Source organism: Pseudomonas sp. PNPG3 (assembly GCF_023093815.1).
Classification (GTDB): Bacteria; Pseudomonadota; Gammaproteobacteria; order Pseudomonadales; family Pseudomonadaceae; genus Aquipseudomonas; species Aquipseudomonas asiatica.
Map to the genome: position 1 here is coordinate 1 of NZ_JALLKV010000063.1, position 14374 is coordinate 14374.

15 protein-coding genes are annotated in these 14374 nt (G+C 54.6%); 8 read left to right on the plus strand and 7 right to left on the minus strand.

Annotation, left to right across the window (positions count from 1 at the left end; genetic code table 11):
• Positions 1-93 precede the first annotated feature (93 nt).
• Together MJ643_RS31525 and MJ643_RS26570 are read right to left on the minus strand one after the other, a co-directional pair.
• Positions 94-222: a hypothetical protein gene (locus MJ643_RS31525; RefSeq protein ID WP_003253468.1), complete on the minus strand. Its 129-nt coding sequence runs from the start codon at positions 220-222 to the stop codon at positions 94-96.
• A gap of 122 nt (positions 223-344) precedes the next feature.
• On the minus strand, positions 345-2042 hold the full coding sequence (locus MJ643_RS26570) for a phosphoethanolamine--lipid A transferase (RefSeq protein ID WP_003298414.1): 1698 nt from the start codon (positions 2040-2042) through the stop codon (positions 345-347).
• A gap of 490 nt (positions 2043-2532) precedes the next feature.
• On the opposite strand from MJ643_RS26570, the gene MJ643_RS26575 reads away from it, so the two are divergent.
• The 3 genes from MJ643_RS26575 to MJ643_RS26585 all read left to right on the plus strand — a co-directional run bounded on the left by MJ643_RS26575 (position 2533) and on the right by MJ643_RS26585 (position 4339).
• Complete coding sequence (locus tag MJ643_RS26575; RefSeq protein WP_071890582.1) at positions 2533-2871, plus strand: zinc ribbon domain-containing protein; 339 nt, start codon at positions 2533-2535, stop codon at positions 2869-2871.
• 54 nt (positions 2872-2925) lie between these two features.
• Positions 2926-3831: a cation diffusion facilitator family transporter gene (locus tag MJ643_RS26580; RefSeq protein WP_010951438.1), complete on the plus strand. Its 906-nt coding sequence runs from the start codon at positions 2926-2928 to the stop codon at positions 3829-3831.
• 157 nt (positions 3832-3988) lie between these two features.
• Positions 3989-4339 carry a DUF3147 family protein gene (locus MJ643_RS26585; protein ID WP_011953105.1) on the plus strand — a complete coding sequence of 117 codons (351 nt, stop codon included), beginning with the start codon at positions 3989-3991 and terminating at the stop codon, positions 4337-4339.
• A gap of 32 nt (positions 4340-4371) precedes the next feature.
• On the opposite strand, the gene MJ643_RS26590 is transcribed toward MJ643_RS26585, so the two are convergent.
• A complete protein-coding gene (locus MJ643_RS26590; RefSeq protein ID WP_011953106.1) occupies positions 4372-4698 on the minus strand; it encodes a DUF2790 domain-containing protein in 327 nt (108 codons plus the stop codon).
• A 689-nt stretch (positions 4699-5387) separates the two neighbouring features.
• On the opposite strand from MJ643_RS26590, the gene MJ643_RS26595 reads away from it, so the two are divergent.
• Positions 5388-6062 (plus strand): heavy metal response regulator transcription factor, encoded by a 675-nt coding sequence (locus MJ643_RS26595; protein WP_015268421.1) that lies wholly within the window; start codon positions 5388-5390, stop codon positions 6060-6062.
• Positions 6059-7477 (plus strand): heavy metal sensor histidine kinase, encoded by a 1419-nt coding sequence (locus MJ643_RS26600; protein WP_011953107.1) that lies wholly within the window; start codon positions 6059-6061, stop codon positions 7475-7477. Before MJ643_RS26595 ends, MJ643_RS26600 begins: the two co-directional genes overlap by 4 nt.
• Before the next feature lie 57 nt (positions 7478-7534).
• Here the strand turns inward: MJ643_RS26600 and MJ643_RS26605 are convergent, their stop codons facing one another.
• Positions 7535-8122, minus strand: a complete 588-nt coding sequence (locus MJ643_RS26605; RefSeq protein ID WP_010951442.1) for a hypothetical protein — start codon at positions 8120-8122, stop codon at positions 7535-7537.
• Between the two features lie 266 nt (positions 8123-8388).
• Here MJ643_RS26605 and MJ643_RS26610 point away from each other — a divergent pair, with 266 nt between their 5' ends.
• On the plus strand, positions 8389-8610 hold the full coding sequence (locus MJ643_RS26610) for a hypothetical protein (RefSeq protein WP_010951443.1): 222 nt from the start codon (positions 8389-8391) through the stop codon (positions 8608-8610).
• Between the two features lie 82 nt (positions 8611-8692).
• Here the strand turns inward: MJ643_RS26610 and MJ643_RS26615 are convergent, their stop codons facing one another.
• The 3 genes from MJ643_RS26615 to MJ643_RS26625 are packed head-to-tail and all read right to left on the minus strand — an operon-like array spanning position 8693 to position 11509.
• Complete coding sequence (locus MJ643_RS26615; RefSeq protein ID WP_010951444.1) at positions 8693-10147, minus strand: phospholipid carrier-dependent glycosyltransferase; 1455 nt, start codon at positions 10145-10147, stop codon at positions 8693-8695.
• Positions 10141-11124: a glycosyltransferase family 2 protein gene (locus MJ643_RS26620; protein ID WP_010951445.1), complete on the minus strand. Its 984-nt coding sequence runs from the start codon at positions 11122-11124 to the stop codon at positions 10141-10143. The genes MJ643_RS26615 and MJ643_RS26620 overlap by 7 nt, the downstream gene beginning before the upstream one ends.
• Positions 11090-11509, minus strand: a complete 420-nt coding sequence (locus tag MJ643_RS26625; protein WP_010951446.1) for a GtrA family protein — start codon at positions 11507-11509, stop codon at positions 11090-11092. The genes MJ643_RS26620 and MJ643_RS26625 overlap by 35 nt, the downstream gene beginning before the upstream one ends.
• A gap of 257 nt (positions 11510-11766) precedes the next feature.
• On the opposite strand from MJ643_RS26625, the gene MJ643_RS26630 reads away from it, so the two are divergent.
• The gene (locus tag MJ643_RS26630) at positions 11767-12735 is read left to right on the plus strand and encodes a LysR family transcriptional regulator (protein ID WP_011953108.1); all 969 of its coding nucleotides are present in this window, start codon (positions 11767-11769) and stop codon (positions 12733-12735) included.
• A 210-nt stretch (positions 12736-12945) separates the two neighbouring features.
• Positions 12946-14253 carry an OprO/OprP family phosphate-selective porin gene (locus MJ643_RS26635; RefSeq protein WP_009395904.1) on the plus strand — a complete coding sequence of 436 codons (1308 nt, stop codon included), beginning with the start codon at positions 12946-12948 and terminating at the stop codon, positions 14251-14253.
• Positions 14254-14374 lie beyond the last annotated feature (121 nt).

Genomic DNA, 14374 nt, shown 5'->3' on the forward strand with positions numbered 1-14374 from the left:
TCATGGCCTCATCTTCTCAAGAGTTGAGGCCTCCACGAAACCCGGGGCGATTCAGCCCCAAAAAAAAAGCAGCTCCCGAGAGCTGCTTTTTTCTTACTCCCCCTTTTTGTGCTTGTGGGGTTTCAGGTCCGGATGGTCCTTCTGCTTTTCAGGGGTGACTCGCTGCCTTTTGTCCGGAGTGCCATCTTCATTGGTGCGCTTTGGGCCTGGCTTGATGCTCATGCAAAACTTCCTTTTCCGCTTGGGTTGTTGAATGCAGCTATGTAATTAGTCCAGCTTCTCTCAGCTGTCAAAGCAGGCTGGTGCAGAACCGCCTGGCCGATGATCCGGTCCACATCGAACATTCAGAGGCCAGAATAAGAGCCTCCGACAAAGGGCTTACAAGGGGCAGTGAAATCCAGCGCTGAGCGATACGAAGACGTCTGGACGTTCATCATGCCGAGCACGGTGTGGAACAGGTTGTCGTGGCTCAGCGGTGACGTGGTTTGAGCTTTCAAACAACCCACGTTGACCTTTTCGCTCTTCGCGAGCGAGTCAGACATCCAAAGTACCAACGGCACCTTTGTTTGCTCGTCAGGAGCCATCGCGTAAGGCAGCCCGTGTAGATAGAGCCCACCCTCCCCCAGCGATTCGCCGTGGTCCGAAACGTACATCAGCGCAGTGTCGAACTTGGTGTTGGCCGCCAGGATATCGATGAGATTTGCAGTCACATAATCGGTGTAGAGGATTGAGTTGTCGTAGGCATTGACCACCTCCTCCTGCTTACATTTGTCGAGCTCGTTGGTCTCGCACACCGGTGCGAATTTCTTGAATTGCGAGGGGTAGCGCTTGTAGTAGGCCGGGCCGTGACTGCCTTTGTAGTGGAGCACCAGGACAGCATCGCCTTCCTGGCGCTTGATGAAGTCTTGCATCTCCGTGAGCAGCACCCCGTCCTTACACTCCTCGCTGGTGCACAGTTGGGAATCCGCGTGAGAGGCAGCCTTGTGGTTGGGAACCCTGTCGCAGACCCCTTTGCACCCCGAGTTGTTGTCAGTCCACATGACACTGATGCCAGCGCGTTGAAGCACGTCGAGCAGCCCTTCTCGGCTCTTGGCCAAGCCATCTTTGTACTGGGCCTTACCCACGTCCAGGAACATGCATGGCAGCGAGACCGCGGTAGCGGTACCGCAGGAGCTCACGTTCGTGAAGCTAATGACATTTCGCTTTTCTAGTTCCGGATTCGTTTCACGGGAGTAGCCGTTGAGGGAGAAGTTGGCGGAGCGAGCGGTCTCTCCTACTGCCAGTACCAGCAGCCTGGGTTTACGAGCCGCACCCTGTCGATTAACTACCGCATCAGTACCAATGGCCGTCAGCGTTTTAGGTGAGGCCAGCTGACGCTTCAGGTACCCATGGCCAGCCGCAAACAAGTTGGTAGGTACCAGAATCAGCCGGATCTCCCGATTGTTGCGCAGCAAGGAGGCATACGACTGGTACTGACTCAACGCGATGCCAGATAAGGTCAACAGAGCGAGCGACAGAGCAATGAACCTGCTGACCAAAGCTTTGGCCCAAGGCTTGCGCCGGAGGGGAACCCGGGCAATCAGGTAGACGGGCAACACCCCAACCATTGCGACCCAAAGACCGAGCTTCCAATTCAGCAGCTCGGTTGCCTCAGCGACGTCGGTCTCCACAACGTTGGTGAACATTGTGTAATCGATCACGATGCCGTAGGCATTCATGAAGTAACTCGCAAAAGACGCGCTGATCAGTACCAGGCACAGTATGGGTTTGGCCAGCCGCCCCCATGACAGCAAGCTCAGAACGGTAAACACCCATGCGAATACTATGACTGGGAGGCTAGCCGCTAGCTGCCAGTTCACTTCATCGGTTTTGAATACCAGCTTCCAGAGCACGTTCCAGAGCTCAGCGTTCGCGAATAGCAGTAACCAAAAAGTCACCAGGCCGATTAGCAAATTAGTACTGATGCCTTTCTGCCGCGCATTGCGAATAGCAAAGATCCATTTGCTTAACAGGGTGTGAACAATGGATTTGGAAGGTGTCATTATTAAACTCTGGAAGCTGCTTATCCATGGCGGTAGCTATGGAGTTAGCGGGAGCTACAAGGCAAACCGTCGACAGATGCTGAGCGATTGCGCAATGTGCGGAGCGTCAGAGGCCTTAGGCCCCTAGGCGTTGGGGACGCTTAGTATGTGTGAGGCATAGGGATAAAAAGAGAAATGAATCTCGCTGAGCGCATTATTTCCGGGACCTGATAACGACACGATGACCTCGGGATTACAATGCTGACAGAAATCCAATTACTGCTGTTTTGATTGTCATTGATCACGCTATGATCAAAATTAGGGGGATACTACCCACCAAAAGCAATGCTCCGCTCAGCTAGATAAATTTAATTTCACAAACAAAACGGTTTCGTTTTGTCGTAGGCTAATTTTGAACTTTCAATTCAACTTACAAGTCTTTCTCGCGAGCAGAATATTATTTTCAACTTTTGCTCGTTAATATGTCACCCATCAATGAGGGGCGAATACCATGAGCTTTTTCAAAAACATCCTGGGCGGGCACCATGGCCGTGGAAACCACGGTGGAGGCAAGCACCACAGCGGGGGACATGGGGCCGAGCAATATGATCGCCATGGCCGGCAGCAGGGCTGCGACGGCGGTAATCAGGTGTATGACGGCGGGCGCCCTCCCACTCCTGCCCCCATCAAAGATCTGCAGGGCTGCAGGCAGTGCCGGACGGCCAACGATCCGTCAGCACGCTTTTGTCTAAACTGCGGAACACCGCTATCGAGTGGTTGCACCGCCTGCGGCTCGCTGCTGAGTGCAGGAGCAAGATTTTGCAGTCACTGTGGCCAAGCGACGCTCTAAGGCTAGGTAGACAGGAAGGCCAACGAGACCACAACCCTGCGCAAGGAGAAATACGTGGGTTCAAATCATGACCATGGCAGCGCTGCAGTACGCGAGGGGCATCAGAAGAAGCTAATCATGGCGCTCGGCTTGACTGGCAGCTTCATGATTGCAGAAGTGATCGGTGCGTGGATTACCGGCAGCCTGGCGCTGCTGTCGGACGCATCTCACATGTTCACAGATACTGCCGCCTTGGCGATCTCACTGATTGCACTTCAGATAGCCAAGCGGCCGGCGGATCAGAAAAGAACCTTCGGCTATGCGCGCCTGGAAATTCTGGCTTCGACGTTCAACGCCGTGCTGCTCTTCCTGGTGGCGATGTACATCTTGTATGAGGCCTACCAGCGCTTCTTCATGCCGGCGGAGATCGCTACCGGAGCGATGATGTGGATCGCAATCGCCGGCCTGATCATCAACCTAATTTCGATGCGCCTTCTGGCATCTGCGAGCAACGAAAGCCTCAACGTCAAAGGAGCCTACCTCGAAGTTTGGAGCGACATGCTCGGCTCGCTTGGCGTAATCATCGCGGCACTTATCATCCGCTTCACCGGCTGGACCTGGGTCGACACGATTGTCGCTGTGGCGATCGGCCTTTGGGTTCTGCCGCGGACGTGGCAGTTGCTTCGCGAAAGCCTGGGGATCCTCATGGAGGGTGTCCCGAGGGGGCTCGACGTTACGGCAATCGAGGCCACCATCCTCGGAGTAGATGGCGTGACGGACGTTCATGACTTGCACGTGTGGGCTGTCAGCAGTGGCAGTAACGTGATGACGTCGCACGTAGTGGTTCGGGATTCTGCAGATGGGGATGCTGTGTTGGCGGCCGTCGTGGATGCTGTCAGCGATGCATTCGAAATCCATCACTGCACCATCCAGATCGAGCGGGCAGCTTTCCACGAGAGCGTTCCCTCACCCTCGCACTGACCGATCGGTAAACACCATGCAAACACATCACCCTCCTGGCTGAGGGTGATGTTGCAAAAAAAATGCGGTGAGGGATGCCGTAAACGGCAGGAGCGCTTCAAGGGGGTTGGTGAATGGCTTCGCCTGCCCTCGTCAACAACCTCCAGAAGGCTCAGCGATGGCCTGGATCATCACGAAGTACCTACTCACTGCCGGTATAGTGATTCTCGTGTCAGAGCTGGCGAAACGCAGCGACAAGCTGGGCGGCTTGGTCGCCGCCCTACCCTTGGTCACGGTCGTGACGTTGGTCTGGCTCTATTTAGAGAACCAGAGCATGGAGAAGATCTCCAACCATGCTTGGTACACGTTCTGGTACGTGCTTCCGACCCTACCGATGTTTATTGCTTTTCCATTGCTGCTACCTAAGCTCGGCTTTTGGCCGACACTGATCAGCAGCATCCTCATCACAATGGCCAGCTTCGGAGGCTTCGCCATACTGCTGCGCCGGTTCGGCATTGAGCTTCTATGATCCGGTGGCCGCAGGGATCATCTTGATGAGTCTTAACGGCTATTAACACACTCGCCCTTCACCAGGTAGCGAACCATGTGCAGTTCGCCTTTCGAGTCTTCGTAGGTCATCATGCTTCTTACATTACCGCAGTACCGCACACTGGGTGATACATACACCAACTTACCAACGTCCAGGTCCATGCCATAGGCGTAGTCTTCTAGTTGAGGCATGGGCTTTTTTACGCGTTGAGCATAATCCGCTGTAGCCTCTCTAGCAGTACGCTCGATGCGTTTATTGATCTCCATACCGCTTTGGGCATTGGCTGTTAGTGATGTAAAGAGCAAAAACACGGCGATCGCTGATACAGTAGTGTTCATAAGAAGTCCCTTAATAAAAAAGCGCCCGTAGGGGGGCGCTAAAATTCACCTACCAAAGGAGCGTATGGTTTACAGGTGAATGCACTGGCGCGAACAACTGCTCGGTGCTCTTGCCAAGCTGCTTTGAAATGAGACAATTTCCAAAGCAGCGATGCCTCTTCCGCTGCCCTTAAACTAGCAAAGGAGGCTAACACCAAGATGATCGGGCAATTACAATTTGGACATGTAATAGATTGTAAGATAATTATTCGAGAGAATATCGAGCCGCCACGTGAACTAATTTGCAGAAAGGCGCTGCGGTTTGCGGCCGTGCATGGGGTCTGCCTGCGTGGCGCCCTCGATCCAAGGCCAGTACCAGTCCTTGCAAGCTAACGACCGAAATGCTGCCTGTCCTGGCCGATTCCACCTGCCAGGCGAATCTGTCATACACCGCCGCAGGCCCCAGAATCCGCTATGCTTAGGGGTGGAGCCTGCATGACTGTCAGAAATCTTGCGGCTACATTACAAATTTGTAGGATTTCGCCGCGGCCAGCTTCTTCGCGTTAAGATTCAAGCGTCCTCAGGTGACCCGGCGTATGGACAGAGGTAGCGACTACCACATGCCATACCCTCAGCCAAACTTTCGAACAGCCTGCAACCATAATCTTGGCGGATTAGGCCAACTCCTTCCTCACACCTTGAGATAAGTTATGCGCGTTCTAGTTGTGGAAGACGAAATTAAAACTGCCGAATATCTTCAGCAGGGCCTATCCGAAAGCGGGTATGTCGTAGATATCGTGCACAACGGTGTAGATGCTCTGCACTTGTTCAACACTAATGTCTATTCGTTGGTCCTCCTGGACGTGAACCTCCCGGGTATCGACGGCTGGGACCTGCTGGAAACCATCCGTAAGACCAGCCGGGTCCGCATCATCATGCTGACCGCCCGCGGACGCATCAATGACAAGCTCAAGGGCTTGGACGGCGGCGCGGATGACTACCTTGTGAAGCCATTCGAATTCCCTGAGCTGCTTGCTCGCATCCGTTCGCTGCAACGCCGTGGTGATGAGTTAGTCGAGAAGAGCTCGCTGAAAATTGCCGATCTGGAACTCGACTCCGTCCGCCATCGCGTCTTCCGCGGTGGCACACGCATCGATCTCACCACCAAGGAATTTGCGCTTCTGCACCTGCTCATGAGCCGAACGGGCGAAGCGCTGACTCGCTCTCAGATCATCTCGTTGGTCTGGGATATGAATTTCGATTGCGACACCAATGTCATCGATGTAGCCATCCGGCGCTTGCGCTCGAAGATCGATGAGCCGTTTGAAACCAAGCTCATTCACACGCTTCGTGGCGTTGGGTACGTTTTTGAGGAACGCGCATGAGGCCATTCAGCCTGGCTGCAAAGCTGGGGTTAAAAGTTGGGTTGATGAGCGCAGCGTTGCTGCTTCTGTTCGCCACCTTTGGCTATCTGATGGTAGGCAAGGCTCTGGAAAGAAATGCCAGAGCAGACCTGGAAGTAAAGATGGCGGGGATGGCTCACAACCTGTCCACCATCCCGGACATCTCCGGCGTCAACGCGGATGCGCATCAGCTTGTCGATTTGGTCATGGGCCACAACAACCTGTATGTGAGCATATTCGATACCTCACAGAATCAGACTCCCCTGCTCTCGATTGGCTCGAAACAGGTCAATCTGGAGGTGCACAAGTTTCAGCCGGCGGCCCAGCCCAAAGAGCACGAATGGCGTGATACGCAGGACCGTCCTCTGCTGAGTGCTTCTCGAATCATGCGTTTGGGCGATGGAACAGAGGTCAGCGTCTATATGACCATGGACCAGTCATCCAGTGAGGCGCTGCTCGATGCGTTGCTGACCTGGGCCTTGATGATGTCCCCCGTCATCCTCGCACTGATCTTGGCCATTGGCTGGTGGACTGTGCGCAGAGGCCTGCTACCACTGACCAAGTTCCTCAAGATCGCCTCGAAAATCTCAACCGAGAGCCTCGACCATCGCCTTCCAACTGATGGGATGCCGGCAGAACTCAAAATGCTCGCCGACGGCATCAACATCATGCTGGCTCGCCTGGATGATGGGGTTCAGCAGCTCTCGCAGTTTTCTGACGACCTTGCTCACGAACTTCGAGCACCGCTTTCCAACCTGATGGGCAAGGCCCAGGTTGCCTTGACCAGAGAACGATCGCTTTCCGAGTACCGGGAGGTTCTGGAGTCGTGCACAGAAGAGCTGGACCGCATGAGCCGCATGGTTTCCGACATGCTGTTCTTGGCCCAGGTCAGTCATCCAGCATCAATGGTGGAGTTCGAATCCGTCTCCTTGGTCGACGAGGTTCAGCGAGTGTGCGAGCTCTTCAGCATTTCAGCAGAAGAAGGCGAGATTCAGCTGCAGATCTCCGGCAGTGATGACGTGGTGCGCGGGAATCGCCTGATGGTTCAACGTGCCGTCTCGAATCTGGTCTCGAACGCGATCCGTTACTGCCCTCGCGGCCGCACGGTCTACGTTAAGGTGCAGCATAGTGCGAGCGGTACGACGTTGAGTGTCGGCAACCCCGGCCGTGGTATTGCCAAGGAACACCACGCGCACTTGTTTGAGCGGTTCTACCGTGTGGACAAGAGCCGAGCACGGAGCGAAGGCGGTACCGGTCTTGGCTTGGCCATTGTGCAGTCGATCATGAGTCTGCACCAGGGATCGGCGAGCGTGGAGGTGACCGAAGAAAACTTCACCTGGTTCCACCTTCACTTTCCGGAAGCCCAGCAAATGCAGCCGGCAATGACCGCCGCTTAAATTGCGCAGACACGATTAGGCCCGTCAATCGACGGGCCTTTTGTTTGCCTCAATGCATCAGTGCCGAAGGACCACAGGGTCCATGGGCGACCGCAGAATCACCGACTTAATAATCTTCTGTTCGTCAGGATTGGCGTTTTTCCACAGGTGTGAGAAGTACTGAGCATTCACTTTCTCTTGAGCACTTACGCTGCCGGCGGCATCGATCAGGCGCATGGTCGAGTAGACACAGATCAGCGCCAGAATGAAGAACGCCGTGGCGACCACCATCACATAACGCTTGGCCAGCACCGGTGCCCGCTTGAGCTCCTGGATAGAGGCGTCCGCCGCCTTTGTCGCTGCTGTAAGCTCCGAGATCAGTGGCTGGATGGCGGTGTCGACTCCGCGGCATGCAGCTGAATACGCTGATGCAGCGGCGCGCAAGGCAACCTCCTCCGCGTTCGACCAAGCCTTCTCCGCCTTTCGCACCTCCTCCTGAATCTGCCGGCCGACAGCGTCCACCTGCTCCACCAGTTCGTTCGACCTCTCCAGAACAGCGCTGGAGGTGCGCGTCTGCGAGGTCAGCTCATCGAGCTGGACAGTGAGTTTTTCAGTGCAGCGGCGAAAGTCACCGATAGCAACTGCCCAGGGCTCTATGTCATTCATGGCTATCTCCTAGGGCGGCCAACAACGCCGCGCTGAATTAACGCGCTAGATATCAAAATTGTAATTTAAGAGAAAATTCGAAGTCGCCCTCGACAGTGCCGAGATAGACATGATCCTTCCAGATTTGAAGATTTAACGCATCCTATCTGCAGCCAAAATTACGGAATTGTAATTATTGACTCACCTTGTCGTTAGCTTCGCGTTCCTAAACTACAAACCAACAAAGGCCGCTAATCAGGTTGGCCTAGTATGAACCGAGGTTCACAATGAAATTTGTCAAATCTATCGCTATTGGCAGCCTGCTGCTGGGTCTCATGGGTACCGCTTACGCTGAAGGCGGCTTCGAGCGAACGAAACAGTTCAACGAGAACTTCCGAACCGAACAGGCTCGCCTATGGAGCGATGACTCTTCGGACCAGAACAAACAACAAGTCGCTCAAGAGCAAAAGAAAGAAAGCAAGGATGGTAAGGAACAAGCCGACAATTAATCGGCGGTTAAATAGGACTTCAAATGACGAAAGAAATCGACAAAAAAGCCAGGGTAAAACCTGGCTTTTTTGTGCTTGGAATTTAGCCTTCGTTCTTGCGAGGCGTTTCCGCATTGCTTTCTCCGGCCAGACCCTCGGCACCTTGTGCGGGGCGTTTCCAATGGCACAGCAGGAGCTGGCTGGCGTTCGCTTCGGTGATCGATGTGCAAGCTAGATCAGCGGGCAGACCATCCTTGCTGTCTCGCAAGCGCCTGGACAGATAGAACGAGCCATCCCGCGGCCACTTGGCAGGATCCTTGATGTTCTCGGACTTCCCGCTGCTGTAAAACTCCGACGAGTATGAGCGGCGGCCAGGATAGATCAGGGGAGCGGAATGAGCAGACTGCACATTGAGCCAGGCTTGAACCACATCCCGCTGATTCTGAGGGCGCTCCTCTAGTACCCCGGCGTAGATGATGCCCGCACCGATGATTGGCAACACCAATGCGCTCGCAGCGGCAGCCCAGGTGGTCTTCGGGCCAACTTCGCTGACCCGTGCAGACAGCAGCAATGCCCACGCTGGCAGCGCGGGTAGCAGGTAGGTCCACAGAATGTTGCCTGCAAATGTGAAGAAGACCGGTGTCGCCAAGGCCCACAGCCAGAGGTAGGCTTTGAAGCGCTGCATCGATCCACGCTTGCGGATCAACAGTGGTAGAAACAAGGCCCATGGCAGTAGCGACAATCCGAGCTGGATCCAGATGCTGCCGTACGGCTTGGCATGAGCACTACCATAGAGGTCCCCTGCCCAGTTACTGACGACGTAGCGGCTCCAGTGCTCACCAACGAAGAAGTACTCCATGAAGCCGGGCGTTTTCATCTCGGCCGCGACATACCATGGCACGGATATACCGAACATGAGTACAAGGCCGCTAATCCAGGGAAGCCTCAGTACCCGTCCCCATTCCTTGTAGATAACGAACCAGGCGAATGCCGGCGCCCCCATAAGCACCAGGGTCAGCGGCCCTTTGGCAAGCAAGCCCAGCCCGAGACCTGCGAACATCAGGTAGGCATCCGCCTTGCTGGCGCACTTCATCCAACGCCAGAAACCGTAGCTGGCCAGCAGAATCGAGAACGACAAAACAGGGTCAGTCAGCACAACACCGCTGGAGACCAGGCCAAGTGTGGTGCTGGAAAAAATAATGGCAGCCCAGATGCCGGCGTTACGAGAAATCTGCTGCGTGCCGAGTTTGATGATGATGAAACAGCTTGCCAGGTGGAGTAGCCACGCTGGGAAGCGCGCAGCGAACTCGTTAACGCCGAAGACCGTCATGCTCGCGGCCTGGGTCCAGAAGGACAACGGAGGCTTGCCCCAGAACGGTACCCCGTAGTCGAACATGGGCGTGATCCAGTCATTCAACTCGACCATCTTGCGAGCCATTTCAGCGTAACGGGCCTCAGATGTGTCCATCAGCGGGTAGATGCCCAGCCCCACCAAACGCAATAGCAAAATCGAACCCAGGACCCACCACAGCGTCCTCTCGTTCTTCAGGTTCAGCATTTCTTACCCTCGATCGAAGCCATCGAAGGGTGGAGTGACACGGGATCTGCCTTGTTGCTGTGCTTCAGGAAATAGAGAGGCCGGCGCTTCACTTCCGCGAGTGTCACGCCCAGGTACTCCCCCACCATGGCGACACCGACGCACATGAATGAAGCCATTCCGACGATCAGGTGATGGATGTCGAAACTGCCTGCCACAAGCGACGCAAGCATGTAGCAGATGCTGGAGACGAAAAGACCGAAACTGATGAGGCTGAAAATGCGCAGTGGTTTGCGAGAGAAGCTGACGATGCTCTCGATGGCCAGATTGAACAGGCCAGCTGCATTCCATTTGGTGCTCCCGGCATGGCGAACAGTGCGATTGTAGGGCAGTTCGATGGTACGAAAGCCTACCCAGCCGATCATGCCTTTGAGAATCCTGGAGCGTTCATCCAGGGCCCGCAGGGCTGCCAGCGGCGCAGGCCCAATCAATCGGAAATCGCTGACATCGGCCGGCATGTCCACCTTCTCCACCAGGCGCTGCATGACCCAGTAGTAAGCCCGGGCACTCATGCGCTTGAACCACGAATCACCGATTCTCAGGTTGCGCTGCATGTTCACCACGTCGTAGCCGCGTTGCCAGTAGTCCACCATGGCCGCGATGAGCTCTGGTGGATCCTGCAGGTCGACATCAATGAAGATCAGCGCACTGCCACGGGCATGGTCTATCCCGGCGCTCAGTGCAGCCTCTTTGCCGAAGTTGCGACTCAGGGACAGGCAACGTACAGATGACCCATCCTGATAGTGGCGAAGAATGTCGGCCGTCCGGTCATTACTGCCGTCGTCGACATAGAGGATTTCGCAGGAGACGGGTAAGCGCTTCACCACGCGGGTGATTCGCTGGTGGAACTCGGGGATGGTTTCCTCTTCCTGGAAGCAAGGGACCACGATGGTTAACAAGGGATCAGGGCGCTCGGGAAAGCGATGTAATGTCTGCATGATTGAATGTCCAAAAACGATGTGCAATGAATCCAAGTGCAGTGAGGCTTAAGGTCACTACGACTTGGGAGATGAGCGGTGACAGATTCGACTTGATGAGGAACCACATACCCACGCCATTGCCGAAGTTTGTGGTTAACGCGACCAGTGCAAACCTGACAGGCTGAAACTTACGAGAGCCATCTGCCACAAAACAGAGCGCCCTATTTCCAATGAAGCTCGCGATTGCGCCAACCATGCCGCCACAGATACTGGCCAGTAACGGAGTAACGAATTCTGTCGTAACCAGCAATAGGAACACCGCATAATGGACTCCCGTTGCTATGAAGCCGATCCCCAGATAACGAATCAGTAAGGTAGTAAGAGGTGGGGTTTGATTTTCCATGCCCAAAGCCTATGGAGGCAAAGGTGAAAAAATAGTGAACTAAATGTAAATGCGTAATTAGCCGAATCTATATATGGTAAGTAACAAGTCGGCGCACTAGGCTAGCACGCTACAATATCAGAGGGATTGCCTGAAAATTACGCTTTCGAAATAAAAGCCTTCCGATAACGCATGCATGACCCGTGGATTACAATGTTGACAAGATAAGGAAACACCGGGTGGCATTGAGATAGATTCCCCGAATTAAGGGGGACCTAATGGTTACACAAAATGAAACATATACAAGCAGCGTTGTTCCTTACAGCCCTGACATATTGGATGATTTGCCAATTGATGATCAGCTGGCCGTAGAGTTTTTCGCAACAGCACGTTGTGCCAGTTTCAAACAGGCTGCCCGAGGGCTCAATGTGCCAGTGGTAGGCCTGCGGAAACGCTTGGAGAAACTGGAAGAGCACATTGGTGCTCCCGTGTTTGTCTACAAACACAACAAGCTTGCCCTGACCCGCACAGGCGAGAGGGTCAGCCATTACCTGTGCCAGCTCTTCGGCCCAGACGGCCTTGGCAAGTCCGGTGAAAAGGAAGTCCCCAGGCTTACCATCGCGATCACAGAGCCAGTGCTGAACGACATCGTAAACCGCGATCTAGTCGCCTACGTGCGTGATCATGCCGAAATGCAGCTGGAAATCCATTCAGAATGCACAACGCAGATGCTTTCTGAGTGTGAAGTCGATGTGGGTATCGCTTTGGTGAGCCCAGATGATAAAGGCGCGCTTGATCGCCATCCTACGTATAGGTTTGAAAGGCTTGGCCGGATTGGGCACGCCCTGTTCATTTCCAGCCGCTATTCAAGAAGCGTCACCCTTCCAGTGGAGAGCTTGGATTTGCACAACTTCATGCTCGTTGTCCCTTGGGATGAAGAGATCTTGGCGGGCTCACGAAAGTGGGCATCGATAATGGCTGAGCATCAGGGCGGTACCACTCGGGTCAAGAGCTACAACCTATCACGAGGCCTTGTCGTTGGCGGTGCGTGTATTGGAGTGCTGCCCGACTACAGCCGAAAACTGGAGAGAAATATCCTACCCGTGCCGGGTTTCCTGGACGACCTGGAGGAGAAAGATGTCTATCTTGTTATCAAAACGAAGCTTGTCCGCAATCCGCAGGTTTTGGAAATTCGAAGATTGATCAAGAAGAGCTTCTTTGATAAGAAGGACTGGCTTGTTCGGTAACAGTTTTGTTAGGTTTCAAACTCCTCCGTTAACACTACAGAAACACAACTGTCATATTCGCTTGCAACCTAGTCAGAGTGCTTAGAACAAAGGCATCTTGTTACAGCGGGTGACAACCGTGGCCTGCTCCCATCTGCAAGATAAATTTAGGCCGGCGCAGGGCGAAATATAACGTCGGTAGCTAAGCACTTAACATACGAGAGGCAAGCAATGATCCGTTCTTCGAACATGCGGGAAAAGCTGTTGGCTGCCGCAATAATAGGCACATTTTCCTCGCAAGCATTCTCCGGAACAGTAACCACTGACGGAGCTGACATCGTTCTGAAGACCAAGGGCGGTCTTGAAGTATCGACTTCTGACAAGGAATTCAGTTTCAAACTGGGCGGCCGAGTTCAGGCCGACTACGGCCGTTTCGATGGTGTCTTCACCAAGAATGGCGATACCGCTGACGCAGGCTACTTCCGTCGCGCCTACCTTGAGCTCGGTGGCGTGCTGTACCGCGACTGGAAGTATCAGCTCAACTACGACCTTTCCCGCAACACGGGCAACGACTCCGACGGCTACTTCGACGAAGCCAGCCTGACCTACACGGGTTTCAAGCCGGTGCAACTGCGCTTTGGCCGTTTCTACACCGACTTCGGTCTTGAGAAAGCCACCAGTTCGAAGTGGACCACCGCCATGGAGCGGAACCTCTCGTACGACCTGGCGGACTGGATCAACGACAACGCCGGCATGGGTGTTCAAGCCACCAGCACCATCGCTGACATGGCTTATGTTTCCGGTAGCGTTTTCAGCGAAACCAATAACAACTCGGATGGCGACAGCACCAAGCGCTACAACGTACGTGGCGTGTTCGCACCGCTGCACAGTGATGGCAACGTCCTGCACGTCGGTGCTCAGTACGCTTACCGCGACCTCAAAAACAGTGCGGTCGATACCCGGATTCGTTCGCGTCTGGGCGTCCGCGGTGTAGATACCAATGGCGGCGGCGATGCCGGCACCAACGGCAACCGCATGCTGTTTGGCGGTGCTGCTGCACAAGATGGCCTGTGGAAGGACGACTCGGTCTGGGGTCTCGAAGGTGCCTGGGCCACCGGCCCGTTCTCGGTTCAAGCGGAATACCTTCGCCGCAAGCTGAAAGCTGACCAGGCCAACAACGACATGAAGGCCTCCGGTTACTACGCCCAGATGGCTTACACCCTGACCGGCGAGCCGCGTATCTACAAGCTCGATGGTGCCAAGTTCGACACTATCAAACCAGAGAACAAGGAACTGGGGGCCTGGGAAGTCTTCTACCGCTTTGACGATATCAAGGTCGAAGACGGCAACCTGGTCACCGCGGCGGACCAATCGAACGAGCGCAAGGCCAAGAGCCACACGGTGGGTGTGAACTGGTACGTCAACGAGGCGGTGAAAGTCAGTGCCAACTACATCAACGTGCGCACCGACAACAACGAGAACACCGTGGGCGACGACAGCGGCAATGCCATCGTGACCCGACTGCAATACGTCTTCTGATCCCTCTCATCAGTCTGACGTGAGAAAGCCGGAAGCGCTCAACGTGCTTCCGGCTTTCCTGTTTCTGGAGGTGATCAAGCATGGAGCGCCCTCCTCCTACCTGCTTTCGCTTACCGATGAC

Excerpts from the sequence above, each read along its gene's own strand:
- MJ643_RS31525 (WP_003253468.1), bottom strand. The coding sequence starts at position 222 with ATGAGCATCAAGCCAGGCCCAAAGCGCACCAATGAAGATGGCACTCCG.
- MJ643_RS26570 (WP_003298414.1), bottom strand. The coding sequence starts at position 2,042 with ATGACACCTTCCAAATCCATTGTTCACACCCTGTTAAGCAAATGGATC.
- MJ643_RS26575 (WP_071890582.1), top strand. The coding sequence starts at position 2,533 with ATGAGCTTTTTCAAAAACATCCTGGGCGGGCACCATGGCCGTGGAAAC.
- MJ643_RS26585 (WP_011953105.1), top strand. The coding sequence starts at position 3,989 with ATGGCCTGGATCATCACGAAGTACCTACTCACTGCCGGTATAGTGATT.
- MJ643_RS26590 (WP_011953106.1), bottom strand. The coding sequence starts at position 4,698 with ATGAACACTACTGTATCAGCGATCGCCGTGTTTTTGCTCTTTACATCA.
- MJ643_RS26595 (WP_015268421.1), top strand. The coding sequence starts at position 5,388 with ATGCGCGTTCTAGTTGTGGAAGACGAAATTAAAACTGCCGAATATCTT.
- MJ643_RS26600 (WP_011953107.1), top strand. The coding sequence starts at position 6,059 with ATGAGGCCATTCAGCCTGGCTGCAAAGCTGGGGTTAAAAGTTGGGTTG.
- MJ643_RS26605 (WP_010951442.1), bottom strand. The coding sequence starts at position 8,122 with ATGAATGACATAGAGCCCTGGGCAGTTGCTATCGGTGACTTTCGCCGC.
- MJ643_RS26610 (WP_010951443.1), top strand. The coding sequence starts at position 8,389 with ATGAAATTTGTCAAATCTATCGCTATTGGCAGCCTGCTGCTGGGTCTC.
- MJ643_RS26615 (WP_010951444.1), bottom strand. The coding sequence starts at position 10,147 with ATGCTGAACCTGAAGAACGAGAGGACGCTGTGGTGGGTCCTGGGTTCG.
- MJ643_RS26620 (WP_010951445.1), bottom strand. The coding sequence starts at position 11,124 with ATGCAGACATTACATCGCTTTCCCGAGCGCCCTGATCCCTTGTTAACC.
- MJ643_RS26625 (WP_010951446.1), bottom strand. The coding sequence starts at position 11,509 with ATGGAAAATCAAACCCCACCTCTTACTACCTTACTGATTCGTTATCTG.
- MJ643_RS26630 (WP_011953108.1), top strand. The coding sequence starts at position 11,767 with ATGGTTACACAAAATGAAACATATACAAGCAGCGTTGTTCCTTACAGC.
- MJ643_RS26635 (WP_009395904.1), top strand. The coding sequence starts at position 12,946 with ATGATCCGTTCTTCGAACATGCGGGAAAAGCTGTTGGCTGCCGCAATA.